Source organism: Vibrio sp. 10N.247.310.23 (genome assembly GCF_041467155.1).
GTDB classification, from domain to species: Bacteria; Pseudomonadota; Gammaproteobacteria; order Enterobacterales; family Vibrionaceae; genus Vibrio; species Vibrio crassostreae_C.
Map to the genome: position 1 here is coordinate 253,710 of NZ_JBFSTZ010000001.1, position 26,431 is coordinate 280,140.

The window sequence follows — 26,431 nt, forward strand, 5'->3', positions numbered from 1 at the left end:
TCAGAGTTATGCGGCCTTTTTATCGAGCTAGATTCAGTATCAATAACTGAGTCGTTTCGCTTTAATTTAGATGAGCTTAGTTTTGAACAATTTCGCTACCGTGAACACCAAATTGCTTAGCAGCGTAGGCAACGCGCTCTGCTGGTTTTGGGTATTCAGCCGGTGTGCCCAGGTTTTCAATATGATGCAAGCGAGGTAATAAACCTGCGCCGTTTGCAATCTGTATTGCTAATCCAGGGCGAGCGTTTAGCTCCAGTACCATCGGGCCTTCTTCTTGGTCTAAAACCATGTCCGTACCCATGTAACCAAGGCCTGTCATTTCCCAAGCACTTGATGCAAGTGTCAGCAGCTTTTCCCAATGGGGTACTTGTAGTAGCGCCAACTCTTTACCCGTATCTGGGTGGTGAGTCACTGGGTGGTCAAATTGAACCGCACGAACGGCTTTACCCGTAGCGATACAAATACCTACGCCCACAGCACCTTGGTGCAAGTTAGCTTTACCATCAGAAGCCGAAGTCGATAGACGCATCATCGCCATTACAGGGTAGCCCTTGAATACAATGATTCGTACATCTGGTACACCCTCGTAACTGAAGCCGTCAAAACACTCGTCAAACTTGATGAGGTTTTCAACTACAGCAACATCGTTCTTACCACCGAGTGAGAAAAGACCCGCGAGAGCGTTACTTATGTGACGCTCTACGTCTTCTTCATTGATAGTAGAACCCGATGGCTTAGTGTAAACGCCGTCCTTGTGAGAAGTCACAACAAGGATACCTTTACCACCACTGCCTTGAGCTGGCTTGATTACGAAACCCGGCCACTCTTTTACCATCTTGTGGATTGTTTTTACTTCAGCTTGGTGACCGATAACGCCAATCAGCTTTGGCACCGTAGCGCCAGCCTGTTCAGCGATGATCTTAGTCTTAAGCTTGTCATCAACGAGTGGATACTTGGAACGATCATTGTAGCGACCAATGTAACTATGGTTACGCTTGTTCATTCCCATTATGCCTTTGTCTTTCAACCTAAACGGTGAAGTAAACTGATCAAACATAACTTAGTCCTCCGCTAGCGGTTTAAAGCGACGAAGCTCAGTTAGACGGTAGCCTGTGTAGTTACCTAGTAGCAAGATGGTCGCTAGAATAACAAGTTGTAAACCAATAAAGTTAAACGTTAAGTGCTGAATGAACGGGTTAGTCATGCCTAAGTAAACAAGAACCGCAGTGAATAGAGAACCACCACCTTGCAGCATTACTTCTTTCGCGCCTTCTTCTTCCCATAGGATAGACATACGTTCGATAGTCCAAGATAGGATAATCATAGGGAAGAACGTAATAGATAGACCTTCAGTCAGACCCACTTTAAACGCGACTACAGTAAACACAGAGATAATCATGATTACCGTGATGATTACGGCGGATATCCTGGCTACCAAGAGCAAGTTGAGTTTGGACAAGTAACTTCGAATAATCAGACCCGTACCTACAATAAGCAGGAAGCCAACAATACCCGTTACCAGTTGTGTTTGTACAAAGGCTACCGCAATCAGAACTGGCATGAAGGTACCAGACGTTTTCAAACCGATGATGACACGCAAGAACACAACAATAAGTGCACCGATAGGAATCAGCATGATGGTTTTAAACATCGCTTGCTCTTCTAGCGGTAGGCTATGAATCGATAGGTTTAACAGCTGGTCAGCCGAGACTTTACTGTTGGTTGCTTCAGTTGGTGAAACCTCTTGAGCAATCATAGAGAAGTGAACTTTACTGTTTTGACCGCCAACTACATCCAGTAGAGAAACGTTTGACTCGTCCCAGATAAGTAGGTTTGGTTGAACTTGCTGTTCGCTGGATTCAGGAGAGAATAGGATCCACTCATCGTTATCCCAAATCTGAATCATGTTCTGAATTGATTGACGACGACGGCCATCTTCTAGCTCGATAACACCAACCACTTTGTTGTGTATTTTCGCTGCTGAAAGTAGCTTGTGTGTCGCTTCCACTTTGGTCATGTTGTTCAGAATCAGCGCAGAGTTTTGACTGTCTGGATCATTAAGTGTTTTGATGAGCTCACGAGTGAACGTTAGATTGTCTGCAGAACGCTTTGTTGCTCTGTCAATAAGAGCTAGAGACGCCGCTTCTTCCGGGCCGTCGAAGCTTGGTTGAACCACTTCACCTTCTGGTGGTGTGTCGTTCACTTTAGCTTGGTTGTCGACTAGGAATTGTGTCTTGTAGTAGATGGTTTGAGGGCCATCTGCGTAACGAATAGACCACTCTGCACGACGACCTGACTCAGTATTTAAGTAAGAAATACCGTAACCTGGTGATGAAGCCGATTCGCCGATAAGTGTGTAGTTAGACTGAGTATGAGGAGCCGCTAAGGAAACTTTTGCTTCTTTGCCTACTGCGTTGAACTCAATACGAGCTTCAACGTCCCAAACCTGCCTGGTTTCCCCTGGAGTCCAAGGTACACCGTAGGTCGTATGTCTGAACATACTCAGTGTTATGCCTGCCACGATAAGCAGGAATATAGAGATATAAAATGGAATTCTTGACGTCATAGCTTACCCTACTATTGTTATTTAACTTCCGTTTGTACGTACTTTTTACTTACATCTACTAGCGCTATGTCTTTGATAAATTCGCGCCCTAGTAATACAGGGTGACTCATTTGAGAGCGATCCGCCAATGTAAATTGCGCTTTTTCATGGATTTTTCCAACTTTAACCCATAATTCAATCACAGCTCGACGTTCTGTCTGATCATTCGTTGATTGGCGGATTTTCACATAACGTACAACAGGCGCTTCAATCCATTTTTGGTCTTCTGCCGCTTGTCCTTGGTCTTCTAGGTGGAACTTAACCCAGTTCTTACCATTTCGTTCGAATTCTTTAATATCGACGGCATTCAAAGAAGAGGTTGTTGCGCCGGTATCCACTCGCGCATCAAAGCTTTGTTTGATTGAGTCGATAGACACTTTTTCGATTCCGCCAAGGATAGTCGGTTGTGAGGTAGGAGCGATAGGAGCCGCTGCAACTGCCACGGGTTCTTCTTCCTCTAGCTCTTCAATGACTTTGTGTTCCATGCTTGTTAGATGAACATCTAACTGATTTGAAAGGGTGATGATTTCGTCTTCTAAGCTTTCAATGTAATCACTTTGATTACTGACTTGCAGTTCAAGATTTTGAACCTTATTTGCGATGTTTGTCTCTGAGCGGGCAATAGCATCGAGAGTTTCTTGGTGGTAGGCAGCACCGTTAGTAAGGGTACAACCAGAGAGCAAACCAACCGCCACAATAGGCGATAATCGCTTAAACATAAAAAAACCTTTGGAAATTAGAGAATAGTTCAGACTATTTAGAAGTTTAGCCCACAAAAAAGGATGCGTGAAGCATCCTATTGTAAGAGTCTGGTCATATTGAATCGCAATGTGAGCGCTACGCCAATTATTGTAATTTTAAATAGCTCGCTTATTAAGCATAAGTCAATTTTTGTTCAATTTGCGCGCATTTTTGTGAAAGCTCACAGCGAAGCAAAAGGTGGCGCTGTAGCCACCAAAAAGCCATTACTCTGTTATCGGCTAAATAATGGCTTTCGGGCATCACATTTATGGCTTGGTCGCCACAAGAATGGCACGTCTTGGTGCTGGGTGACCTTCAACCGTTTTACTTGGATCATTCGGGTCTAAGTAATCTGGTAGAGAGTTGTGTGTCATCCATTCTGTCGTGCGTTGCTCGCCGATTGTCGTGACATTCTCATCCACGATGCGCACGTCTTCAAAGCCGACCTGTTCAAGCCAGCGTTTCAGAGCTCGAGCAGAGGGGAAGAAGTACACGTTTCTCATCTGCGCGTAACGGTCAACAGGAACCAGAACTGCATTTTCATCGCCTTCAATCACTAAGGTTTCAAGCACTAATTCACCGCCAGACACCAATTGGTCTTTCAGTTGAATCAAGTGATCAAGCGGAGAGCGACGGTGGTATAGCACGCCCATGCTGAATACAGTGTCGTACGCTTCCAGTTTTGGTAGTTGTTCAATACCTAGAGGTAAAAGGTGCGCACGTTGGTCATCGCCCATCAACTTACGGATCGCTTCAAACTGAACCAAGAAAAGGTGAGAAGGGTCGATACCTACTGTAAGACGAGCGCCTTCGCCAAGCATGCGCCACATGTGGTAACCATTGCCACAACCTACATCGAGCACAGAACGGTTTTTAAGTGGTGAGATATGTGGAAGCACACGATCCCATTTCCAGTCACTGCGCCATTCTGTATCGATATGAATGTCGTGAACCGTGTAAGGACCTTTTCTCCACGGGTGGAAAGTCTTCAATAAGCTTTCTAGCTTTTTCAGTTCGCCTGTGTGGTATGGCGTAGAACTACCAATCGTCACTGAATTTTTCAGGTCAACTTGATCTGGCACGTCTTGTGGAATCTTGTTTAGTGCACGTAGCCAGCGGTCAAAGTCACCGTGCTCTGCATTTTGCCAATCGGTCAGTTGCTGTGGCAGGACATTTAGCCATGGCTGAAGGCGAGTATCTTGGGCAATAAGTTGATAAAAATTGGCAAAATTAAACATAGGTTTTCACTGAGTTGGTGGTGTAGAAATTAAATTTGTCACTCCATTAAGAGTGTGGACAAACATGCTAGGGAATCTCGTTTATCGTGTTTGATAAGAGATCCCCAATTCGTTTGTTCCTCGCTCTTGAGGATGACATTTTAGTACGTGCTAACGGTGTCGCGACGGTTACGTAATCTAAAATGTTTACTTTATCGCGAACATTGAACCAAAGTTGAAACATTGGAACCAGACTTCGCTGCTTGAGAAGCCAATCTTATCAAATCGCTCTCTGTGAACAGGGATCGAATCCGGGCGCATCACGTTTTCAATTGCGCTACGTTTCTGACTTACTTCTAGCTCGCTGTACCCGTTAGCACGTTTGAAATCATGGTGCAGGTCGATAAGCAGTTCATTTGAGCTTTCATCTTCGAATACGTATTTTTCTGACAGGATTAAGATCCCGCCTGGGCGCAAGCCAGCATGAATTTTCTCAAGCAGAGCGTATCGATCGTCTGGAGAAAGAAATTGCAGCGTAAAGTTAAGCACCACAACAGAAGCGTCTTTGATTTCCACTTCACGGATGTCGGCTTCAATCACTTCTACCGGTGTGTCACTGCGGTAAGCATTTACGTGCAATTTGCAGCGCTCAACCATGGCTTCTGAATTATCGATCGCGAAAATCGTGCAGCCTTCTTGCTGAATGTGACGACGCATAGAAAGTGTCGCAGCACCAAGCGAGCAGCCAAGGTCGTAAATATTTGAGTGTGGCTTTACAAAGCGCTCAGCCAGCATGCCGATTGCAGAGATGATATTGCTATAGCCAGGCACCGAACGTTGAATCATATCCGGAAATACTTCAGCAACCCTTGCATCAAAGGTGAAGTCTCCAATTTTATCAATAGGAGCGGAAAAGATATTGTCTGTGTTGCTCATAGCATTTTCTCTCGACAGTCAGCGTAATTGGCACAAAATTCGTACCAAATAAAAGGGGGCGTATTTTACGTAAAAAAAACGCCACTGTCACGAAAACTGAGATTTAGCTCAAGGTTCGAAGCTACTTACAAGTGAGAGGTTAAAACATCGAGATTTGGTGATTGCCTTTTTGAGCTGGAAACTGAGCCAGTTCGGGCAGTAATAATGATGTATTTTCAGAGACTTGCTTTTGTAGCCTCTTATAAATAGCAATCGCAAGTTCAGGTGCGTGGTTATTGTCTGGGGTGTGGATCATTAAATAGGGCTGCTTGCCTTCATTAAGCCAGTTTGGGATTTTGGCAAACCAAGGCTTAAAAAACTCAATATTAGGTTCTTGGTCTGGGTGACCAATAAATCGAATCATCGGGTTATTGGCGGTAGCAATTGCATGAACAGGAACACGCGGTTTTTTCTGATGCGCATCGATCACCGCTTCTGTGGTGGGTGGCGCAGAGAAAACGGGGCGGCTGTCCATGATGATGCGATTGATGCCTTCCTCAACCAGCCATTGGTTGAAGCGTTTTTCCGCATCGCCCTTATCAAAGAAACCTAAGTGTCGAACTTCGACGCCAAGCTGCATATCTTTTGGGAATAAGGTGCAAAACTTTTGTAGGGCAGGCAGCATGCTGGGCTCAAAACTGTGCGGCAGCTGAATCGTCCATTGACCAATACGGTCATGCAGTGGCGACATCGTCATCAAGAACTCTTTGAGTTCGGCTTGGCAGTGTCTCAGTTGTTGCTGGTGGGTGATGAATTTGGGCAATTTGAAGGTGAACTTGAAATCATCGTGACTGGCGGCTTTCCAATTGTGAACGGTAGACATACTTGGCGTAGCGTAAAAGGTGGTGTTGCCCTCAACGGTATGGAAAACTTGGGTGTATTTTTCCAAGCGTTCGGCAGGCTTGGTGCCTTTACCGTAGAACTGATTTTGCCACTCAGAATGAGACCACATAGTTAATCCAAGTCTTAGAGGTAAAGTTTCTGTTGTTATTACACGATTATCCATCTATTACACCGTTATCCATCACGCCATCAGTCATTACAAAAAGTTTTTGGGTTGAAACGAAAATCTACTTTACGAGAGTTTTGCTGATTAAGGTACTTTCGAGATATAATTATCGCAATTTTTTCGGTTTTGATGAATCTTTGCGCACTTGATGGGCTAAAAAGCAGCAAAGCCAGATAAAACACAATAAATTCGAATGTGGAAGGTCGATTTTAAGCGAGTTTCCGCGTATAAATGTTCCTTTGCTCTGTTGTGTGGAATGACCACTGACAGCTTGGAAATTAGTAAATAATTAAGAGATTGGGAAATTCATTATGCGTACCCATTACTGTGGTAACCTGAACAAGTCCCTGGCGGGACAAACTGTAGAATTGTGCGGCTGGGTAAACCGTCGCCGTGATTTAGGCGGTCTTATCTTTATTGATATGCGTGATCGTGAAGGCATCGTTCAGGTTGTTGTCGATCCAGATATGAAAGATATCTTCCCGATCGCTAACCAACTGCGTAATGAATTCTGTATCAAGTTTACTGGTGAAGTACGAGTTCGTCCGGACAGCCAAGTAAATAAAGACATGGCTACTGGTGAAGTAGAACTTTACGCGACGGGTCTAGAGATCATTAACCGTTCAGAAGCGCTTCCACTAGACTTCAACCAAACGAACTCTGAAGAGCAGCGTCTTAAGTACCGTTACATCGATCTTCGTCGTCCAGAAATGAGCGACCGTATTAAGCTTCGTGCACGTGCTTCTAGCTTCGTTCGTCGTTTCCTAGATGAGAACTTATTCCTAGACATCGAAACGCCAGTACTAACGAAAGCGACACCAGAAGGTGCTCGTGACTACCTAGTACCAAGCCGTGTTCACAAAGGTAGCTTCTACGCACTTCCTCAATCTCCTCAGCTTTTCAAGCAACTGCTGATGATGTCTGGTTTTGACCGTTACTACCAAATCGTTAAATGTTTCCGTGATGAAGATTTACGTGCTGACCGTCAGCCTGAATTTACTCAAATCGATATCGAAACATCTTTCATGACTTCTCAAGAAGTACGTAACGTGACTGAGAAGCTTGTTCACGATATGTGGAAAGAACTTCTAGATGTTGAACTAGGTCAATTCCCAGTAATGCCTTTCTCTGAAGCGATTCGTCGTTTCGGTTCTGATAAGCCAGATCTACGTAACCCACTAGAGCTAGTGGACGTTGCTGACTTGGTTAAAGATGTTGAATTCAAGGTATTCTCTGGCCCAGCTAACGACGAAAAAGGTCGCGTAGCAGTTATCCGTGTTCCAGGTGGTGCTAAGCTAACTCGTAAGCAAATCGACGGCTACGCTGAACACGTAAACATCTACGGCGCGAAAGGCCTAGCTTGGATGAAGGTTAACGACCGTGCTGCAGGCATGGAAGGTATTCAATCTCCAGTTGCTAAATTCCTAAGCGAAGACGTAATCAACGGTATTCTAGATCGTACTCAAGCTGAATCTGGCGATATCATTCTGTTCGGCGCAGACAAAGCGGGCATCGTTGCTGAAGCAATGGGCGCACTTCGTCTTAAACTAGGTACGGATCTAGAGCTAACAGACACATCTGCATGGGCTCCACTGTGGGTTGTTGACTTCCCAATGTTCGAAGAAGACGGCGAAGGTAACCTACACGCAATGCACCACCCATTCACATCACCACTAGGTGTGAACGCGGAAGAGCTAAAAGCGAACCCAGCAGCAGCAAATTCTGATGCATACGACATGGTAATCAACGGCTACGAAGTAGGCGGCGGTTCTGTACGTATCCACAACGCAGAAATGCAAACAGCGGTATTTGGTATCCTAGGTATCGAAGCACAAGAGCAACAAGAGAAGTTCGGCTTCCTACTTGAAGCGCTTAAGTACGGCACGCCACCGCACGCTGGTCTAGCATTCGGTCTTGACCGTCTAGCAATGCTGCTTTGTGGTACTGAGAACATCCGTGACGTTATCGCATTTCCGAAAACAACAGCTGCAGCATGTCTACTGACAGACGCGCCAAGCCTAGCGAACCCAGCATCACTGGAAGAGCTAGCAATCGCAGTTAAACTAGCGAAGAAAGAAGACTAATCAAGCGATTAGCCTAACTTTCTACTGAAGCTTTGAGTTTTCGATAGAGCTAAATTTTGTAGTAGAACAATAAAATGCCCGTTAATTTGACGGGCATTTTTTTTTGCGTTCGATATACTAAGCTCATAAAGCATGTATAAATAATCAGTATTTGAAGTTATGTCTATTATCTTAGGGATTGACCCTGGCTCACGCATTACCGGTTACGGTGTTATTCGTCAAAATGGCCGCCACCTATATTACTTAGGGAGTGGTTGCATTCGCACCTCAGAAAAAGAGTTGCCGGGTCGACTCAAGCAGATCTATGCAGGTGTGAGCGAAATTATTACTCAGTTCCAACCGGATGTGTTTGCGATAGAGCAGGTCTTCATGGCTAAGAATGCAGACTCAGCGCTTAAGCTTGGGCAAGCTAGGGGCAGCGCGATCGTAGCGGCTGTAAATGCGGATTTGCCTGTTCATGAATACGCGGCTCGTTTAATTAAGCAAGCGGTGACGGGTAATGGTGGTGCAGATAAGTCGATGGTTCAGAACATGGTGATGAGCATGCTTAAGTTACCCGCTAAACCACAGGCCGATGCTGCCGATGCTCTAGGCGTAGCGATCACTCACGCCAACACCAATAAAACTTTGATAGCGCTTGCGGGTAAAGCAACAGGAGCAAGAAAAGGGCGTTACCGATAACCATAGGCTATGGCGTTTCTGAAGACAGAATCATTCGGTTTCTTAAGCTAAGCAAGCTTAAATAAATCATCTTAATAAACACAAAGAACTGGATAAGCATCCAGTTCTTTTATATTCTGTCCCTCAAATTATATTCCATCAAGAGAGTGAATTGTGATCGGACGTCTACGCGGTACATTAATAGAAAAACAGCCACCAGAATTACTAATCGAAGTGAGTGGCGTTGGCTATGAAGTTCAAATGCCAATGAGCTGTTTTTACGAATTACCAAACGTGGGCGAAGAGGCAATCATCTACACGCACTTTGTTGTACGTGAAGATGCGCAGCTACTTTATGGTTTTAACACGGTTAAAGAGCGTGCGCTGTTCCGTGAAGTGATCAAAGCGAACGGTGTGGGCCCTAAGCTAGGCCTTGGCATTCTTTCAGGCATGACGGCTAGCCAGTTTGTTCAAAGTGTTGAACGTGAAGACATCTCGACGCTGGTTAAACTTCCGGGTGTGGGTAAGAAAACCGCTGAACGTCTGGTTGTTGAAATGAAAGACCGCCTGAAAGGGTGGGGCGCGGGTGACTTGTTTACTCCAGCGACAGATGCAGCTCCGATTGATTCTATGCCAACCGTTCACGACGCGGAAGAAGAAGCGGTAAGTGCGCTACTTGCATTAGGCTACAAGCCGACTCAAGCTTCCAAGGTGGTTTCTCAAGTGGCTAAAGATGGCATGACCAGCGAACAGTTGATTCGCGAAGCTCTGAAATCGATGGTTTAATACCCAATATACTTGTTCGACAAAATAGACTCATTCACTTTGCCTTTACACAGAGTCAAGAAGCGCAGAGTCAACAAGAGCATAGTTAGGAATAGCAGAATTTATGATTGAAGCCGATCGCCTTATTGCACCGGATAACCCAGTATTCAAAGATGAAGATGTCATTGATCGTGCAATACGCCCTAAAGCACTGGCTGACTATCAAGGTCAGGATCACGTTCGTGGCCAGATGGAGATTTTCATCAAAGCGGCACAACTGCGTAACGAGGCGCTCGACCATCTGTTGATATTTGGCCCTCCAGGCTTGGGTAAAACCACGTTGGCGAACATTGTTGCCAATGAGATGGATGTCAACATTCGTACGACTTCAGGCCCTGTTCTAGAAAAAGCAGGCGACCTAGCGGCGTTACTGACCAATCTCGAAGAAAATGATGTCCTGTTCATTGATGAGATTCACCGTTTAAGCCCTGTGGTTGAAGAGGTGTTGTACCCTGCAATGGAAGACTACCAATTAGATATCATGATTGGTGAAGGCCCAGCGGCACGCTCTATCAAGATTGACCTTCCTCCTTTTACTTTGATTGGCGCAACCACTCGTGCTGGCTCACTGACATCGCCGTTACGTGACCGTTTTGGTATTACTCAGCGTCTTGAGTACTACAAGGTTGAAGATCTACAAAACATCGTTCAGCGCAGTGCAGATTGCCTTGGTCTTTCTATGGAGTCCGAAGGGGCGCTAGAAGTTGCTCGCCGAGCTCGTGGTACGCCACGTATTGCTAACCGTCTACTGCGCCGTGTTCGTGATTATGCGGAAGTAAAAGGCGACGGGCATATTTGTCCGGAGGTTGCTGACAAAGCGCTAAACATGTTGGATGTCGATGCTAAAGGTTTCGACTACATGGATAGAAAGCTTCTGCTGGCGATTATGGAGAAGTTTGGTGGTGGTCCGGTAGGTATCGACAACATGGCTGCCGCGATTGGTGAAGAGAGAGACACTATTGAAGATGTGTTAGAACCTTACTTGATTCAACAAGGTTACCTACAAAGGACGCCAAGAGGTCGAATCGCGACCGACAGAGCGTATTTACACTTTGGAATAGATAAACCCTCCAATCGTTAAATTATTCATTTTTAAAGATCCCAGTTGCATAAGCGCTGGTTTTTTTTGCTTTTTACTGAATAACAACTCTTTGAGCGAGTCGATAAAAAGATCGAAAAGGGAGCTTCAAAAATGGAAACTTTGATTTCAGGTTTGATTTAGATAACAGGAAATGAAATAAGTTGTCATATTTTTTGTTAATACTTTATAGGTAGTTGTAATTCGGATGTTGAGGCGGTGCTGAGCATTTGTCACAGATATCATGCGCTGTTATTAAGATAAGCATAATTGGTGTGATTTTAATCATAATTGTACAAAAATAACTCTAATTTGCTCAAATAAATTTGATACAAATCAACGCAGGGTTCTCCCATAAACCTTTTGAAACATACTGATTTTACCAGTAATATTAGCGCCAGCTATATTAGCTCATGCTTAACAATAATCTAACTATAACGGTACGTTTTTGCTACAAATTTCAATTTGTAATAACAATTACATAAATTGTTTTAACATGGATTTTTGCGGTGAATAATCACACAAGTGTCATTCAGCCGACACAAAGGAGTTACCATGATTGATGTTGTTGATCTGTCGCGATTGCAGTTTGCATTTACAGCGATGTATCACTTCCTATTTGTTCCACTGACTTTAGGTATGGCATTTCTACTTGCCATTATGGAGTCAGTTTATGTAATGACTGGCAAGCAAATTTACAAGGACATGACCAAGTTCTGGGGTAAATTGTTTGGTATTAACTTTGCTCTTGGTGTAGCGACAGGCTTAACCATGGAGTTCCAGTTTGGTACTAACTGGTCTTACTATTCTCACTATGTTGGCGACATTTTTGGTGCTCCGCTAGCTATCGAAGCGCTTGTTGCATTCTTCCTAGAGTCTACTTTTGTTGGCCTATTCTTCTTCGGTTGGGACAGACTGTCAAAGCGTCAGCACTTAGCGGTAACTTGGTTAGTAGCACTTGGCTCTAACTTCTCTGCGCTTTGGATCTTGGTAGCAAACGGCTGGATGCAAAACCCAGTGGGTGCGGAATTTAACTTTGAAACTATGCGTATGGAAATGGTGAGCTTCGCTGAAGTTGTACTAAACCCAGTAGCACAAGTTAAATTCGTACACACAGTAGCTTCTGGTTACACAACGGGTGCAATGTTCATCCTTGGTATCAGCTCATACTACATTCTTAAAGGTCGTGACCTTGCCTTTGCTCGTCGCTCTTTCGCGATTGCAGCGTCTTTCGGTATGGCGGCGATCTTGTCAGTAATCGTACTAGGTGATGAATCTGGTTACGAGCTTGGTGAAGTTCAAAAAGTGAAGCTCGCTGCTGTAGAAGCGGAATGGCACACTGAAGAAGCACCAGCCGCATTTACTGTTTTTGGTATTCCAAACCAAGAGACAATGAATACTGACTACGCAATTAAAATTCCTTACGTAATGGGTATCATCGCAACGCGTTCGCTTGATACTGAAGTAACGGGCCTACGTGACCTACGTGATGACCACGTTGATCGTATCCGTACTGGTATGTACGCGTACGAGCTGCTTGAAAATCTACGTGCAGGCGATAAGTCTGAAGAAAACATGGCTGCGTTCGACGAAGTGAAAGGTGACCTAGGTTACGGCTTGCTTCTTAAGCGCTACACAGACGACGTTGTTGATGCAACTGAAGACCAAATCCAAATGGCTGCGGATGATTCTATCCCAACAGTTTGGCCTCTATTCTGGTCATTCCGTCTGATGGTTGCTTGTGGCTTCATCATGCTGTTTGTATTCGGTGCTGCGTTTGTTCAAACGTGTCGTCAGAAAATCGAACAGAAACCATGGGTACTTAAAGCTGCGCTATTCTCAATCCCACTTCCTTGGATTGCGATTGAAGCAGGTTGGTTCGTTGCTGAGTTTGGTCGTCAACCATGGGCGGTTGGTGAAATCCTACCGGTTAACGTTGCTGCATCAGCACTGACTATTGAACAGCTTTGGACTTCTCTATTCGCTATCCTGGCACTTTACACAGTGTTCTTGATTGCTGAAGTTTACCTAATGCTGAAATTCGCACGTAAAGGTCCAAGTAGCTTGAAGACAGGCCGTTACCACTTCGAACAAAACGATAACTCTGTTGAAGACAAAGTTAGCCGTTCAGTTGAAGTATAAGTGAGGGAATATTATGTTTGATTACGAAAGCTTACGACTTATTTGGTGGGTATTGATCGGTGTTCTACTGGTTGGTTTCGCCGTAACTGATGGCTTTGATATGGGTGTTGCCGCTCTGTCACCTGTTATCGGTAAGAGCGACACTGAACGTCGTATTATGCTAAACACGATTGCCCCTCACTGGGATGGTAACCAAGTTTGGCTTATCACTGCGGGTGGTGCATTGTTTGCTGCATGGCCACTGGTTTACGCAACGTCGTTTTCTGGCTTCTACTTCGCAATGTACGCGACGTTAGCAGCGCTTTGGTTACGTCCACTTGCACTTGACTACCGCTCTAAGATCGAAGATCCAAAATGGCGCAAAACTTGGGACTATGCACTTTGCTTTAGTGGCGCAGTACCACCAATCATTTTCGGTGTGGCATTTGGTAACCTACTACAAGGTGTTCCATTTGAACTGAACGAATTTATGATGTCTAAGTACCATGGTACGTTCTTCGCTCTGCTTAACCCATTTGCATTGCTTTGTGGTGTGTTGGCTCTGATGTTGTTCGTGATGCAAGGTGCAACATGGCTTCAAATGAAGACAACAGAAGCGCTGCACGCTCGTGCTCGTAACGTTGCTCAGATCACTGGCCTAATTGCTATTGCTCTATTCGTTATTGGTGGTTTCTGGGTTCAATCTATCGAAGGCTATGTAATTACGAGCACTATCGATACGTTTGCTGACTCAAACCCACTAAACAAAGAAGTATCACTTCAAGTGGGTGCTTGGATGACAAACTTCGAAACTTATCCAGCAATGTGGGCTGCGCCGATCCTTGGTGTAGCAATGCCACTGCTTGCTGTGATTGCATCTCGCTTTGAGCGTGGTGGTTTCGCATTCTTGTTCTCAAGCCTATCGAACGCTGGTGTTATTCTAACGGCTGGTTTTGCAATGTTCCCATTCGTAATGCCATCAAGCCTGAACCCTAACCAAAGCTTGACTATGTGGGATTCAACAGCGAGTGAGCTAACGCTTGGTCTTATGACTGTCGTTGCGGCGGTAATGGTTCCTGTGATTCTTGGCTACACAACTTGGACATACTACAAAATGTTCGGTCGTCTAGATAAGAAACACATCGAAGATAACGACGTTTCAGCTTACTAAGCTAGAAGTTAAATAACTTAGGAGAAATTTTATGTGGTATTTCGCATGGATTTTGGGTGTACTTCTAGCATGTGCATTCGGCATCATCAATGCTCTATGGCTAGAGCATTCAGAAATGATGGACAAAGACAGTGAGTAATCTCGCAGAGCAAATCGCTAAGCTGCATCAACCAATGGATAAGACTCTGCTTAGAGCCTTATCCCTAGTATTGGGTTTCATGCATGTGGGTTTAGTGATGTGGGATCCTGAAGCGTATGCGACAAGCATCGGTGGCTTTAACGCGATCATCGGGCCAATGTTCATTTGGGCAGTATGCTCAAGCATGGTTTACGGTATCGGATTTAAGCCAAGAGCTTGGATGTGGCAGCTACTGTTTAGCCCATATGTTTCACTCACAATTTTGCTCTACCTAACGACGCTGCGCCTTCTATAAAAGGCAAAGGATTTAGGTTCATAACAACGTGAGCCTTTATACTTGTTGGGTTTTTAGCCAAAAAGAGGTCATCTTATACAGATGGCCTTTTTTTTCGTCTCTCAAATCAAAAAATTCACAGCGATATACTATTAATGATAAGGAGTTAGGTTATAGTGAGATCTTTATCGTTTTGGATTGTGGTAGCAAATTGCAGGGATTATCTAAGCTATTTACGTGGCCAGTGACTGTGTATTACGAAGACACCGATGCGGGTGGCGTTGTATACCATTCAAACTATCTTAAGTTTTTCGAACGCGCTCGAACTGAGATGTTGCGCTCAATTGGCGTTTCTCAGCAAGTATTGTTAGAACAAAACATCGGTTTTGTAGTCCGACATATGGACATTGATTTTATTCAAGGCGCGCGTCTTGATGATTCTTTACAAGTCATTACAAATATTTACGAGTTGAAGCGAGCTACCTTGGTCTTCTGTCAAGAGATCGTAAATCCTGATGGCAAGGCATTGTGTAAAGCAATGGTTAAGGTAGCATGTATCGATAATCAAAAAATGAAACCCAAAGCAATGCCAACATTTATTCTCACGGAGCTAACGAATAGTGACTGCTGAAATCTCAATCTTAGGCCTAATTTTAGAAGCTAGTTTACTAGTTAAGATGGTCATGCTGACTCTTATGGGCATGTCTGTTGTTTCTTGGGCGATGATCATAAAAAGAAGTAAAGTGTTATCTCAAGCTTCTAAACAAACAGAAGTGTTTGAAGACAAATTTTGGTCAGGCGTTGATCTTGCAAAACTGTACCAAGAGAGCAACAAACGCAAAGACGAGCTTTCTGGTACTGAAGAAATTTTCTACGCAGGCTTTACTGAGTTCGCTCGCCTTCGTAAATCGAATGCAACATCACCTGACTTCATTATGGAAGGCACTGGCCGTGCGATGCGCGTTGCCGTTGCTCGTGAGATTGATGAACTAGAAACTAACTTACCTTTCTTGGCGACCGTTGGCTCTATCAGCCCATACATCGGCCTATTTGGTACGGTTTGGGGCATCATGCACTCATTCATCGCATTAGGTGAAGTGAAGCAAGCGACGCTCGCAATGGTTGCTCCTGGTATTGCAGAAGCACTGATCGCAACAGCAATGGGTCTATTCGCTGCGATTCCAGCGGTAATGGCGTACAACCGCTTCAGCAGCCGAGTAGGCAAGCTAGAACACAACTACGCGACTTTCTCTGAAGAGTTTCACAGTATTCTTCACCGTCAAGCGATGGCTGGCAGGGAATAATAGATGGCTGGATACCAACCTAAAAAACGCAAAATGACAGCAGAGATTAACGTTGTACCTTACATCGACGTTATGCTTGTTTTGCTGATCATTTTTATGGTGACTTCGCCGTTTGTTACTCAAGGTGTCGACGTTGAATTGCCTCAGGCTTCAACGGCTAAATCGGCACAAGACCTACTGGGTGACGACAACGCGAGCTTTATTATCGTTGAAGTGAACAAAGACGGTGAGCTTGGTTTGAGCGTGAATGACGAAGAAGTACAACGTGGCTTATCCATGGAAGATATTATCGTCCGAGTAAAAGCTGAGTTGTCTTTGAAGCCGAATTCTCCAGTGGCGGTTGGCGGTGATGCCGCAACGCCATACGCTGAAGTGGTTTTATTACTTGATGAATTAAGCCGTGCAGGTGTGCCAAAGGTTGGCCTTTTAACGGATATAAGGGAATAGCTCCGTAGCATTCATGAAAGCGAATAATAAAAAATCCAATAATTTCAGATCACCGCTTCTTATTTCTCTTGGGCTGCACGTCATTTTATTCGTTGCGCTCATTTGGGGGGCGGATTTCACGATGTCAGAGCCAAAGCCTACAGGGCAGATGGTTCAAGCAGTGGTGATTGATCCTCAGTTGGTTCGCCAGCAAGCTCAACAGATTCGTCAACAAAGAGAAGCGGCAAGCAAGAAAGAGCAAGAGCGTCTTGACAAACTAAGACGTGAAAGCGAACGACTTGAAAAGAATCGTAAAGCTGAAGAAGAAAATATTCGCAAGCTAAAAGAACAGCAAGCGAAAGAAGCTAAAGCAACTCGTGAAGCTGAAAAGCGTCGAGTTGAGAAAGAGAAACAACGCAAAGCTGAAGAAGCGCGTTTACAGCAAGAGCAAAAGAAAGCCGCTAAAGCCGAAGCTGACCGTAAGCTAAAAGAAGCTGCGTTAGTGAAAGCCGAGAACGAGCGTAAAGCCAAAGAAGCGGCAATCGCAAAAGCTGAACAAGAACGCGTGGCAAAAGAAAAAGCAGCGAAAGAGGCAGCAGACAAAGCTCGTAAAGAGAAAGAAGCCGCTGAACTCGCGGAAAAGCAACGCATAGCGAAAGAGAAAGAAGCGGCAGCCGCAGCAGAGAAAGCCCGTAAGGCAAAAGAAGCTGCAGCAAAAGCAGAAAAAGAGCGTAAACAACAAGAAGCCGCATTGAACGATATCTTTGCTGGGCTTGAAACGGAAGCGACTCAAAACTCTTCAGCAAGACAACAATTTATCACTGATGAAGCGCAACGTTACGGGGCTATCTATACCCAACTGATTCAACAGAACCTGTTGTTAGAAGACAGCTATCGAGGACGCTCATGTCGAGTGAACCTTAAGCTGATTCCAACGGGCTCTAACGCGATATTGGGTAGTTTGAGTATCTTAGATGGCGATAGCCGTTTATGTGCAGCAACCAAGCGTGCGGTGGCACAAGTACAATCTTACCCGTTGCCTAAAGACCCAGACATTGTGAACTCACTGAAAGACATTAACTTAACTGTATCACCAGAGTAAAAGGACGAACTTGTGTTAAAGAAACTATTACTGAGTTTTGTTTTCTTAATAGCTACAAGCAGCCAGTTTGCACATGCAGCGCTGGAGCTGGTTATTACAGACGGTATTAACTCTGCAAGACCTATCGCTATTGTACCTTTCCGTTGGGAAGGCTCAGAGCCATTGCCACACGATGTATCAGCGGTTATCGCTTCTGACTTACAGCGCAGTGGTAAATTCAGCCCAGTTGCGACAAGCAAAATGCCTCAAACGCCTTACAGCGAAACTGAGGTTAACTTTGATGCTTGGACTAACCTAGGTGTTGACTCATTGCTTACCGGTAGTATCACTAAAAATGCCGAAGGGCAGTATGTGGTGAATTACCAATTGATCGACATTGTTCGTGGTCAACTGACCAAAGGACAAAGTCGTGCGCTGAGTGATGAAGGCCAATTAGTGCTTTCTAAAGATCACGTTCTATTCAATAAGAAGGCTACGGTTCCTGGTAATCGCTTGAGAGAGTACGCACACCGTATCTCAGACCTAGTGTATGAAGAGCTAACTGGTGAGAAAGGCGCGTTCTTAACTCGTATCTCTTACGTGGTAGTGAACGATAAAGACAAGTACCCCTATCAACTTCGTGTTGCTGACTACGATGGCTTTAACGAGCGTTTAGTACTTCGTTCTAAGCAGCCTCTCATGTCTCCAGCATGGTCACCAGACGGCAAAAAGCTAGCTTATGTGAGCTTCCAGAATGGCCAAGCTGAAATATTCATCATGAATATTTACACGGGTGAACGTGAGAAAGTGACGTCATACCCTCGTCACAATGGTGCGCCAAGATTCTCGCCAGATGGTAAAACATTGGCATTGGTATTGTCGAAAACGGGCAGCCTTCAGGTGTACACACTTGACCTTGCTAGCCGTAAGCTGACTCAAATTACCCGCGGCCGTTCGAATAATACTGAACCATTCTGGCACCCAGATGGCAAGTCTCTTATTTTCACATCGGATCGTGGTGGTAAACCACAGATTTATAATGTAAATTTGTCCAATAATTCGACTTCTCGTATTACTTGGCAAGGTAGCCAAAACTTAGGTGGCCAGATCACTCCTGATGGTCGATTCATGATCATGGTGAATCGCAGCAACTCAGGTTTTAACTTGGCTAAGCAAGATTTGGAAACCGGTGCGGTTCAGGTACTAACAAAAACATTGTTAGATGAGTCTCCAAGTATTGCACCGAATGGAGGTATGGTTATCTATAGCTCTATTTACAACAAAACAAATGTACTATCGATGGTTTCTATCGATGGACGTTTTAAAGCTAGATTACCGGCAACTAACGGACGCGTAAGAGCGCCTGCATGGTCACCGTTCCTCTAGGGAAAATTACATATTCTTTTAGCTATTGATAGTGTTAACTATTGTGGCATTTAACTATCTATAGCACTCTTAGTCGCTGTAGAAACTAAGTTTGATAACGTAAGGAAAAAAAGATGCAACTTAACAAAGTTCTTAAAGGCTTGATGATTGCACTACCAGTGATGGCAGTAACGGCATGTAGCTCAACTGATGAAGCAACATCTGCAACATCTGGTACTGAAAGCAACCAAACAACTTCAGGTTCAGAAGGCAATGTAGACACAACTGTTGTAACGCCAATTGACGCTAACGGTCAACTGTCTGAGCAAGAGCTTAAAGAGCAAGCGCTACGTGAAACTCAAACAATCTACTTCGCATTCGATAACTCTACTATCGCTGGCGATTACGAAGAAATGCTAGCAGCTCACGCAGCATACCTAGTTAAGAACGTTGACATGAACGTTACTATCGAAGGTCACGCTGATGAGCGCGGTACTCCTGAGTACAACATCGCACTTGGCGAGCGTCGTGCACAAGCTGTAGCGAAATACCTACAAGCTCTAGGTGTTCAAGCTGACCAAATCTCTATCGTAAGCTACGGTGAAGAGAAGCCACTTCTTCTAGGTCAATCTGAAGATGTGTACGCTAAAAACCGTCGCGCAGTACTAGTTTACTAATTTTAGTAGACTATATAATTGAGGAATTGCCTCATGTTCAGTAACACAAAGCGAGTCATTTTGCTTTCGTTACTGGCAAGTGCAGCGAACACCGCGTTCGCTGCACCAGCTCCAGTATCCGATCTCAATAGCACCGCAACCAATTCATCATCTTCCTCTCGAACAGCATCTAACGAATCAGATATTGAGCGTTTAGAGCGCCTGCTTCAAAATCGCAATCTCGTTCAGCTTCAAATGCAACAGCAAATCGACGACATGGCACTGGAGATCAGTGAACTTCGTGGTGATCTGGAACGAAACAGCTACGATATGAAGCAAATGCTAGAGCGTCAGCGTGAACTGTTCATTGAACTGGATCGCGTAAGAGGCGAGGTGAAAGCAGCAGGAACAGCAACGGTAGCAGTGGCGGCGAGCGAAGGCTCTAAAGACGCTTCTGGTACGTTCAGTACTGATGTGGATGAGCAAACTGCTTATCAAAATGCTGTAGATATGATTCTAAAGCAACGAGACTACACGGGTGCTATCGCTGCATTCCAAAAGTTTCAAAAAGACTTCCCAGATTCTACCTTCACACCTAACTCACATTACTGGTTAGGTCAGCTTTATTTCGCTAAGAAGCAAGATAAAGAAGCCGTGAAGAGCTTCGCTGCTGTTGTGTCGTACAAAGACTCAAACAAGCGAGCAGATGCACTGGTTAAGCTTGGTGACATAGCAGCGCGCAACAACAACGCGACGCAAGCTAAGAAATATTACCAACAAGTCGTAACCGAGCACCCAAACAGTGCTTCGGCTAAAGTGGCCAAAACCCACTTATAACCAAAATAGGGGTGCTTAGGCGCCTCTTTTTTATACCTGTTCACTTCCGTTTAGTGTTTACTTCTCTTGCTAGTGATGACAACACATCGCCTTGTTTATGCGTTTTAAGCATTAGCTAGTCACCGCTTGCAACCAATCCTTTTTGATCCCAATCGCTGTCCTGTGTAGAATACTCGGATTCTCGGAAGAAGTTGCGTAGAGCAAGAGCAATGAGTCATATACTAGATAAAATCGATACAGTTTACCCGTTTCCGCCTAAGCCAGTTCCATTGAGCGACGCTCAGAAACAGGCCCACATCGCAAACATCAAAAAACTACTTCAAGAAAAAGATGCAGTTCTAATTGCACACTACTACACCGATCCTGAAATTCAGGCTCTGGCAGAAGAAACTGGTGGTTTCGTTGGCGATTCATTAGAGATGGCTAAGTTCGGTAACCGTCACTCAGCAAGCACTTTGATCATCGCTGGTGTTCGTTTCATGGGTGAGTCTGCAAAGATTCTTACTCCTGAAAAACGCATTTTAATGCCAACACTTGAAGCTGAATGTTCGCTTGATCTTGGCTGCCCAGCTGACAAATTTACAGAATTTTGTGATGCTCACCCTGACCACACTGTGGTTGTATACGCGAACACCTCTGCAGCTGTTAAAGCTCGTGCAGACTGGGTAGTTACGTCGAGCATCGCTTTAGAAATCGTTGAAAGCCTAGACGCTGAAGGCAAACCCATTATTTGGGGGCCAGACCGTCACCTAGGTTCTTACATCGCAAATCAAACTGGCGCTGACATGTTGCTTTGGCAAGGTGAGTGTATCGTTCATGATGAGTTCTCAGCTGATGCTTTGAAGAAAATGAAATCGGTATACCCAGAAGCGGCTATCTTGGTTCACCCAGAATCACCAGCAAGCGTGGTTGAACTGGCTGATGCTGTAGGCTCAACAAGCCAACTGATCAAGAAAGCAAAAGAGCTGCCTCATCCACAGATGATTGTTGCGACAGACAAAGGCATCTTCTTCAAGATGCAGCAATTGGTTCCTGAAAAAGAGCTGATTGAAGCGCCGACAGCGGGTGCTGGTGCAACGTGTCGTAGCTGCGCACACTGTCCTTGGATGGCAATGAACGGCCTTGAAGCGATTGAAAACGCGCTTGAGAATGGTGGTGAGCAACACGAAATCTTCGTTTCTGACGAATTACGCGTGAAGTCTCTTATTCCATTGAACCGCATGCTAGATTTTGCAGAGCAGTTAAATGTGCAGGTAAAAGGTAACGCGTAAGTCGTTCTTTTATCTAACCAATAAAAAAACCAGCCAATAGTGCTGGTTTTTTTGTATCTGCGTATAGGCCGCCAATATCAATCTTGTGGTCATGTATCTTTTTCTGATGATACATCTTGTTGATATCGCGTATTTTTTCTAGCATGTAAGTAAGAGGAAAAGATTAGAGGCTCGAATGATAATCTGGTTACAACTCAAACGCTGGATCAAAGCAAACATCTTTGTTTTGAATGGCAAAAACTTACTGTTCACTTTTCTTGGCTACATCGCTTTATCGTGGTCGATGCTGTATTTGGCGGGTGAAACAGATTTAACCAGTTCGGTTACCGTATTCGCTTACTACTTGGTGGTGACGGCTTCTACGGTTGGTTATGGTGATTTATCACCGACCACGGTAGCGGGGCAGTGGATCGTTATTCTATTTGTGATTCCAGGCGGGTTGAGCCTTTTTGCCGCGTTGCTCGGTAAAGTGGCGACAGAAGGTGTTGAATATTGGCGAGCGGGCTTGCTAGGAAAAAGGAGAGTTAGAGTGGACAACCACATTTTGATGTTGGGGTGGAATGAGCAAAGAACCATTCATCTCATCCGCATGCTACAACACGAAGAAACGGGTAAACGACCAATCGTGCTATGTACGCGTTCAGATATCGAGAACCCGTTACCCGGTGAAATCAATTTCGTCAAAGTAAACAGCTACACCGATGGCAAAGAGATGGAGAAAACGGGCATTGAGTCTGCAAGTTGCATCCTGATTGATAACCCAGAAGACGACATTACGTTATCTGCGGCGCTTTACTGTGCCAACCGAAACCCTAAAGCGCACCTTCTTGTTTACTTTAAAGATGAAGCGCTGAGCGATTTGTTACACAAGCATTGCCCTAACTCAGAATGTATTCCAGCGGTGGGTGCTGAGATGCTAGCAAAGGCTGCGGTAGACCCAGGTTCCAGTGCGCTTCACCAAGAATTATTGAGCTCAACAAGAGGCATGACACAGTATTCAACGTATTTCCCTGAAGACGCTGAGTCTGTCACCGTCGCGCCTATTTTCTCAGTGTTTAAAGAGAAGTATCAAGCAACTCTGATCGCCATTGATACGGGGAGCGGTATTGAACTCAACCCAGAGTTAGATCAAGTGGTCAGCAGTGGCACTAAGCTGTTTTATATTGCTGATGAGCGAATTGATGACTTCGATTGGAAAGGCTTCTAAAGCGACTATTTTATTTCGTCTGAAAACTAATAAAGGCCTCATAATGAGGCCTTTTGGCTTGTATAAAGCTAACTGTTATTGAGCTTCAGCCAGTGCAATGCCACGCTGCGTTAGTCCGCAAAGCATCACAGGAACAGCGTTAAAGATCTCTTCGAACTGCTCTAGGCCTTCGATGCCTTGCTCTGCAAGCGTAGCAATTGACGTTTCTGGATCGTAAAGCATGCTCAGTGACAGCAGGACACCGCCAACGAGTGCGTTATCTTCGCTCTCTTCAGGCATTAGTGTTTCCCAATCGTCGCGAGCAATCTGCCAGCCTTGAAGCAAGCCTTCACAAAAATCACGAGCGGCAGTGTTCACCACTTCTTCTTCGTCGTCTAATTGACAAGCTTCAGGCCAAACCCAAGTCCCTTCAATCAGTTCTGGGCGGGTTTTATTCCAAAGCTCGATGATAACTTCAATGTAGCTTTCTAGCTGTTCACCATCCGTAAAAGGTGCGACTTCTTCGCCACCCCATAAGAACGGTAGCCACTCATGCGGGGTTAACACATTCGGTGCCGCTGCCATTGCAGTGACAAAGCCCATTGTTTTGTGTTCTGTGATTAGCTTTCCTTCCAACTCTGGAAGCGCAAGAATATCTTGTAAAGTCAAAGTGAGGTACCGTAAAAGGGAACATATTTGCGCTTATAGTACCAATGAACTTGTGCCAATCAAGCTTCAATCTAAAAAGGCTTGATGTCATGGATGATAAACACTAGGTTTAACAGAAAAGAAAACAATAAAAGAATTATGCAGATACGGTCGTCTTTAAAGAAAAAAAGCATGGTAGCGCTTGGATTATACCTTGCGATGTTTATTGCCATTGTCGGTAGTGTGACGTATTACGTCGTAGAATCCCCTGTGCGCGCCAAATTACAACAAAACCTCGACTTGCGTACGCAACTGTTATCCGCATTGATTACAGAGCCACTCAGTAGTTCTCGAGGCTTCGTAGACAGTCTCGTTGGGTTTGTTCAAGCGCATCGTAACGGTGATGATGTTATTCCGCTATTTAAGTCCATGTTGGCGGCGAGCGACGATACAATTGTCAGTGCCGGTATTTGGCCTGAACCTTATGCGCTCGATTCTAAAAAGCTTCTCAACAGTTACTTTTTTAATAAAGCCGACGATGGAAGAATCGATCAGATATATTCTTACAACAACCCCAAAAATGCCCCTTATCAAGAAGAGTATTGGTACACCTCTGTCGTCAACCAAAAACAAGGCACGATCTCTTGGAGCGATGTGTATATCGATCCATACACACACGTTCGAATGATTACGGCGTCTTCCCCTTATTATTACGACGGTACTTTTGCCGGTGTTGCCACGGTGGATCTCTCGCTCGAAGAGCTGCTTGGTTTTATCAAGAACCACGCCGAAGAATACAACCTTGGCATTACGCTCAGAGATAAGCTTAACCAAGTGTTGGTTTCGCATAACTTTAATCTCGTTGAAGGCATTTACATCAGTAGCAATCAATTTGGTGATTTCGGCTGGCAAGTGGATGTGGTGAACTCCAAATCACGAGTAGAAGACGAAGTGTTTCGTCAGGTGATGAGCATTGAAGGCGGTATTGTTCCGCTATTGCTACTTTGTGTCATGGCGGGGTATTACTTATTGAACCGTTATTTGATTAGTCCAATCACAAGGATTGCAGCACAGGTTGATAGCTCGAAAGCCGGCGAAATCATTGATGTGGATTACCCGAGTGATGACGAAATCGGCCATTTGATTAAAACCTTCAACGAAAAGACCATTTATCTCGAAGCGGAAAAGGTTAAAGCTCAAGCATCCACCAATGCAAAAACCGCTTTCCTTGCGACCTTGTCACATGAAATTCGCACTCCGATGAATGGGGTATTGGGTACCGCTCAAATCCTATTAAAAACGCCTCTAAATTCTGAACAAGAGAAGCATCTTAAGAGCTTGTATGAGTCCGGCGATCATATGATGACTCTACTCAACGAGATCTTAGACTTCTCGAAGATCGAGCAGGGCAGGTTGGATCTTGATGAAACGCGTTTCCCGCTTGATTCGATCATCGGCAGTATTAACAGTGTTTACTACACATTGTCTTCCGAGAAAGGGCTTCAATTCAAAGTGTACTCTGAGGTGACTTCGGGTCGTTGGTACTTCTCAGATAAAGCTCGCCTTCGCCAAATTTTGTTTAATCTATTGAACAACGCGGTGAAGTTCACCTCCAGAGGCTTTGTTGAGGTGTACCTGAAAGAAGTTGTAGAGGGGAGTGACACCTATCTGAGCATTCGAGTTCGTGATACCGGAATTGGTATTTCTAAAGAAGCTCAGAAGCGTATTTTTAAACCGTTTGAACAAGCGGAGTCTTCGACCACAAGGCGTTTTGGCGGTACTGGCCTTGGCCTCGCGATTGTGAAGAAAATTGCCCAGTTGATGGATGGCAGTATTACCGTCACCAGTGAAGAAGGGATAGGCACGAGTTTTGATGTTCGCTTGAAGATTCAGCCATGTCAGCCAGGAGAAATCGAGAGTTTGCCACATAAGAAGTTGGACTACTCTGGCTTAAAGGTACTGATCGTCGAGGACAACCGAACTAACACGGTGATCATTGAAGCCTTCATGAGCAGTAAAGGCTTTACCTGTAAGAGCGTCGAAAACGGTGAACTTGCGATACAAGCCGTGGTTGCTGAGCGCTTTGATTTGGTGCTCATGGATAACCATATGCCTGTGATGGATGGCGTTGAATCAACCACTGCTATTCGTGCTTTGATAGGCGATGTGTCATCGGTATTGGTGTTTGGTTGTACGGCTGATGTCTTTAAAGAGACTCGTGAGCGTATGTTGGGGGCAGGTGTGGATTATATTATTGCTAAGCCGATTGACGAGCGTGAACTGGATGATGCCTTGTTCCGCTATTCAAATAAGCTTTATCAATACCATGAAGTAAAAGCGGATGAGCTCGAAAGCCAAGACGTAAAACCACACGATTCGAAAAGTAAAAGCGAGTCACTGCCTAAACCTGATCTTCGCAACAAAGATAACACTGAAGAGCTGTTAGTGACGTTGTATGTGGCGCTAGAAGACAACAACCTAGAACTGATTCAATTTGCACTAGAGAGCCTACGTGTCCACGTTGAAGCTATGAACAACGCGGAACTTACTGAACAAGTCGATAAAGCGTTAGAGCAGGTTGCTTTAGGATCACCACCTACACAAGATGTCATTAATATCATTACTGTAAATCTACCTATGGCTTAAATGTTGTTTAATTACGGTAAGTAAATGACGAACTGTCCAATATTTGACCTTGGTTGGATTTTTTGGTGAAAGTGACTGCTTTTAAAGTGGTTTTTGGTTGTTAATTTACAAC

The 26,431-nt window shown here is 44.7% G+C and carries 25 protein-coding genes; 18 read left to right on the top strand and 7 right to left on the bottom strand.

Annotated elements, in window-relative coordinates; all coding sequences use genetic code 11:
* Nucleotides 1-76: 76 nt before the first annotated feature.
* The 6 genes from AB6D93_RS01080 to AB6D93_RS01105 all read right to left on the bottom strand — a co-directional run bounded on the left by AB6D93_RS01080 (nucleotide 77) and on the right by AB6D93_RS01105 (nucleotide 6,544).
* Nucleotides 77-1,057, bottom strand: a complete 981-nt coding sequence (locus tag AB6D93_RS01080) for an alpha-L-glutamate ligase-like protein (RefSeq protein WP_029235672.1) — start codon at nucleotides 1,055-1,057, stop codon at nucleotides 77-79.
* Nucleotides 1,058-1,060: 3 nt separating this feature from the next.
* Nucleotides 1,061-2,566 (bottom strand): inactive transglutaminase family protein, encoded by a 1,506-nt coding sequence (locus tag AB6D93_RS01085; RefSeq protein ID WP_065585128.1) that lies wholly within the window; start codon nucleotides 2,564-2,566, stop codon nucleotides 1,061-1,063.
* A 17-nt stretch (nucleotides 2,567-2,583) separates the two neighbouring features.
* Nucleotides 2,584-3,324, bottom strand: a complete 741-nt coding sequence (locus AB6D93_RS01090; protein WP_065585129.1) for an ATP-dependent zinc protease — start codon at nucleotides 3,322-3,324, stop codon at nucleotides 2,584-2,586.
* Between the two features lie 288 nt (nucleotides 3,325-3,612).
* Nucleotides 3,613-4,584, bottom strand: a complete 972-nt coding sequence (gene cmoB, locus AB6D93_RS01095) for a tRNA 5-methoxyuridine(34)/uridine 5-oxyacetic acid(34) synthase CmoB (RefSeq protein ID WP_017062084.1) — start codon at nucleotides 4,582-4,584, stop codon at nucleotides 3,613-3,615.
* Nucleotides 4,585-4,770: 186 nt separating this feature from the next.
* On the bottom strand, nucleotides 4,771-5,499 hold the full coding sequence (gene cmoA / locus AB6D93_RS01100; protein WP_017062083.1) for a carboxy-S-adenosyl-L-methionine synthase CmoA: 729 nt from the start codon (nucleotides 5,497-5,499) through the stop codon (nucleotides 4,771-4,773).
* Between the two features lie 139 nt (nucleotides 5,500-5,638).
* The gene (locus AB6D93_RS01105; RefSeq protein WP_102332484.1) at nucleotides 5,639-6,544 is read right to left on the bottom strand and encodes a DUF72 domain-containing protein; all 906 of its coding nucleotides are present in this window, start codon (nucleotides 6,542-6,544) and stop codon (nucleotides 5,639-5,641) included.
* 314 nt (nucleotides 6,545-6,858) lie between these two features.
* Between AB6D93_RS01105 and aspS the strand changes: the two genes are divergently transcribed.
* The 17 genes from aspS (at nucleotide 6,859) to AB6D93_RS01190 (ending at nucleotide 23,046) form a co-directional block, all read left to right on the top strand.
* On the top strand, nucleotides 6,859-8,631 hold the full coding sequence (aspS, locus tag AB6D93_RS01110; RefSeq protein ID WP_065585130.1) for an aspartate--tRNA ligase: 1,773 nt from the start codon (nucleotides 6,859-6,861) through the stop codon (nucleotides 8,629-8,631).
* 159 nt (nucleotides 8,632-8,790) lie between these two features.
* Nucleotides 8,791-9,312 (top strand): crossover junction endodeoxyribonuclease RuvC, encoded by a 522-nt coding sequence (gene ruvC, locus AB6D93_RS01115; RefSeq protein ID WP_008219936.1) that lies wholly within the window; start codon nucleotides 8,791-8,793, stop codon nucleotides 9,310-9,312.
* Between the two features lie 153 nt (nucleotides 9,313-9,465).
* Entirely contained in the window at nucleotides 9,466-10,077 is a 612-nt protein-coding gene (ruvA, locus tag AB6D93_RS01120) for a Holliday junction branch migration protein RuvA (RefSeq protein ID WP_017062079.1), read from the top strand.
* A gap of 103 nt (nucleotides 10,078-10,180) precedes the next feature.
* A complete protein-coding gene (ruvB, locus tag AB6D93_RS01125; protein WP_017062078.1) occupies nucleotides 10,181-11,197 on the top strand; it encodes a Holliday junction branch migration DNA helicase RuvB in 1,017 nt (338 codons plus the stop codon).
* Between the two features lie 552 nt (nucleotides 11,198-11,749).
* Nucleotides 11,750-13,336, top strand: coding sequence for a cytochrome ubiquinol oxidase subunit I (cydA, locus tag AB6D93_RS01130; protein WP_102332483.1), 1,587 nt, complete (start codon nucleotides 11,750-11,752; stop codon nucleotides 13,334-13,336).
* Between the two features lie 13 nt (nucleotides 13,337-13,349).
* A complete protein-coding gene (cydB, locus tag AB6D93_RS01135; protein WP_017067531.1) occupies nucleotides 13,350-14,486 on the top strand; it encodes a cytochrome d ubiquinol oxidase subunit II in 1,137 nt (378 codons plus the stop codon).
* A 31-nt stretch (nucleotides 14,487-14,517) separates the two neighbouring features.
* A complete protein-coding gene (gene cydX, locus AB6D93_RS01140; RefSeq protein WP_000270284.1) occupies nucleotides 14,518-14,625 on the top strand; it encodes a cytochrome bd-I oxidase subunit CydX in 108 nt (35 codons plus the stop codon).
* Nucleotides 14,618-14,920 carry a cyd operon protein YbgE gene (ybgE, locus tag AB6D93_RS01145; RefSeq protein ID WP_017067532.1) on the top strand — a complete coding sequence of 101 codons (303 nt, stop codon included), beginning with the start codon at nucleotides 14,618-14,620 and terminating at the stop codon, nucleotides 14,918-14,920. The genes cydX and ybgE overlap by 8 nt, the downstream gene beginning before the upstream one ends.
* A 172-nt stretch (nucleotides 14,921-15,092) precedes the next feature.
* A complete protein-coding gene (gene ybgC / locus AB6D93_RS01150) occupies nucleotides 15,093-15,530 on the top strand; it encodes a tol-pal system-associated acyl-CoA thioesterase (protein ID WP_017062074.1) in 438 nt (145 codons plus the stop codon).
* Nucleotides 15,520-16,203 carry a protein TolQ gene (gene tolQ / locus AB6D93_RS01155; RefSeq protein WP_017063515.1) on the top strand — a complete coding sequence of 228 codons (684 nt, stop codon included), beginning with the start codon at nucleotides 15,520-15,522 and terminating at the stop codon, nucleotides 16,201-16,203. The genes ybgC and tolQ overlap by 11 nt, the downstream gene beginning before the upstream one ends.
* A gap of 3 nt (nucleotides 16,204-16,206) precedes the next feature.
* Nucleotides 16,207-16,650 (top strand): protein TolR, encoded by a 444-nt coding sequence (gene tolR / locus AB6D93_RS01160; RefSeq protein WP_017062072.1) that lies wholly within the window; start codon nucleotides 16,207-16,209, stop codon nucleotides 16,648-16,650.
* Between the two features lie 13 nt (nucleotides 16,651-16,663).
* Nucleotides 16,664-17,731, top strand: coding sequence for a cell envelope integrity protein TolA (gene tolA, locus AB6D93_RS01165; RefSeq protein ID WP_017062071.1), 1,068 nt, complete (start codon nucleotides 16,664-16,666; stop codon nucleotides 17,729-17,731).
* A 12-nt stretch (nucleotides 17,732-17,743) separates the two neighbouring features.
* Entirely contained in the window at nucleotides 17,744-19,096 is a 1,353-nt protein-coding gene (gene tolB, locus AB6D93_RS01170) for a Tol-Pal system beta propeller repeat protein TolB (protein WP_017062070.1), read from the top strand.
* Between the two features lie 113 nt (nucleotides 19,097-19,209).
* Nucleotides 19,210-19,752, top strand: coding sequence for a peptidoglycan-associated lipoprotein Pal (gene pal, locus AB6D93_RS01175; RefSeq protein ID WP_017062069.1), 543 nt, complete (start codon nucleotides 19,210-19,212; stop codon nucleotides 19,750-19,752).
* Nucleotides 19,753-19,785: 33 nt separating this feature from the next.
* Nucleotides 19,786-20,568 carry a tol-pal system protein YbgF gene (gene ybgF, locus AB6D93_RS01180; protein WP_102332482.1) on the top strand — a complete coding sequence of 261 codons (783 nt, stop codon included), beginning with the start codon at nucleotides 19,786-19,788 and terminating at the stop codon, nucleotides 20,566-20,568.
* A gap of 209 nt (nucleotides 20,569-20,777) precedes the next feature.
* Complete coding sequence (nadA, locus tag AB6D93_RS01185; protein ID WP_017062067.1) at nucleotides 20,778-21,839, top strand: quinolinate synthase NadA; 1,062 nt, start codon at nucleotides 20,778-20,780, stop codon at nucleotides 21,837-21,839.
* Between the two features lie 175 nt (nucleotides 21,840-22,014).
* Nucleotides 22,015-23,046 (top strand): potassium channel family protein, encoded by a 1,032-nt coding sequence (locus AB6D93_RS01190; protein ID WP_017063519.1) that lies wholly within the window; start codon nucleotides 22,015-22,017, stop codon nucleotides 23,044-23,046.
* 75 nt (nucleotides 23,047-23,121) lie between these two features.
* Here AB6D93_RS01190 and AB6D93_RS01195 read toward each other — a convergent pair whose 3' ends face one another.
* On the bottom strand, nucleotides 23,122-23,694 hold the full coding sequence (locus tag AB6D93_RS01195; protein WP_102332481.1) for a UPF0149 family protein: 573 nt from the start codon (nucleotides 23,692-23,694) through the stop codon (nucleotides 23,122-23,124).
* Nucleotides 23,695-23,865: 171 nt separating this feature from the next.
* Here AB6D93_RS01195 and AB6D93_RS01200 point away from each other — a divergent pair, with 171 nt between their 5' ends.
* A complete protein-coding gene (locus AB6D93_RS01200; protein WP_102332480.1) occupies nucleotides 23,866-26,319 on the top strand; it encodes a hybrid sensor histidine kinase/response regulator in 2,454 nt (817 codons plus the stop codon).
* Nucleotides 26,320-26,431 lie beyond the last annotated feature (112 nt).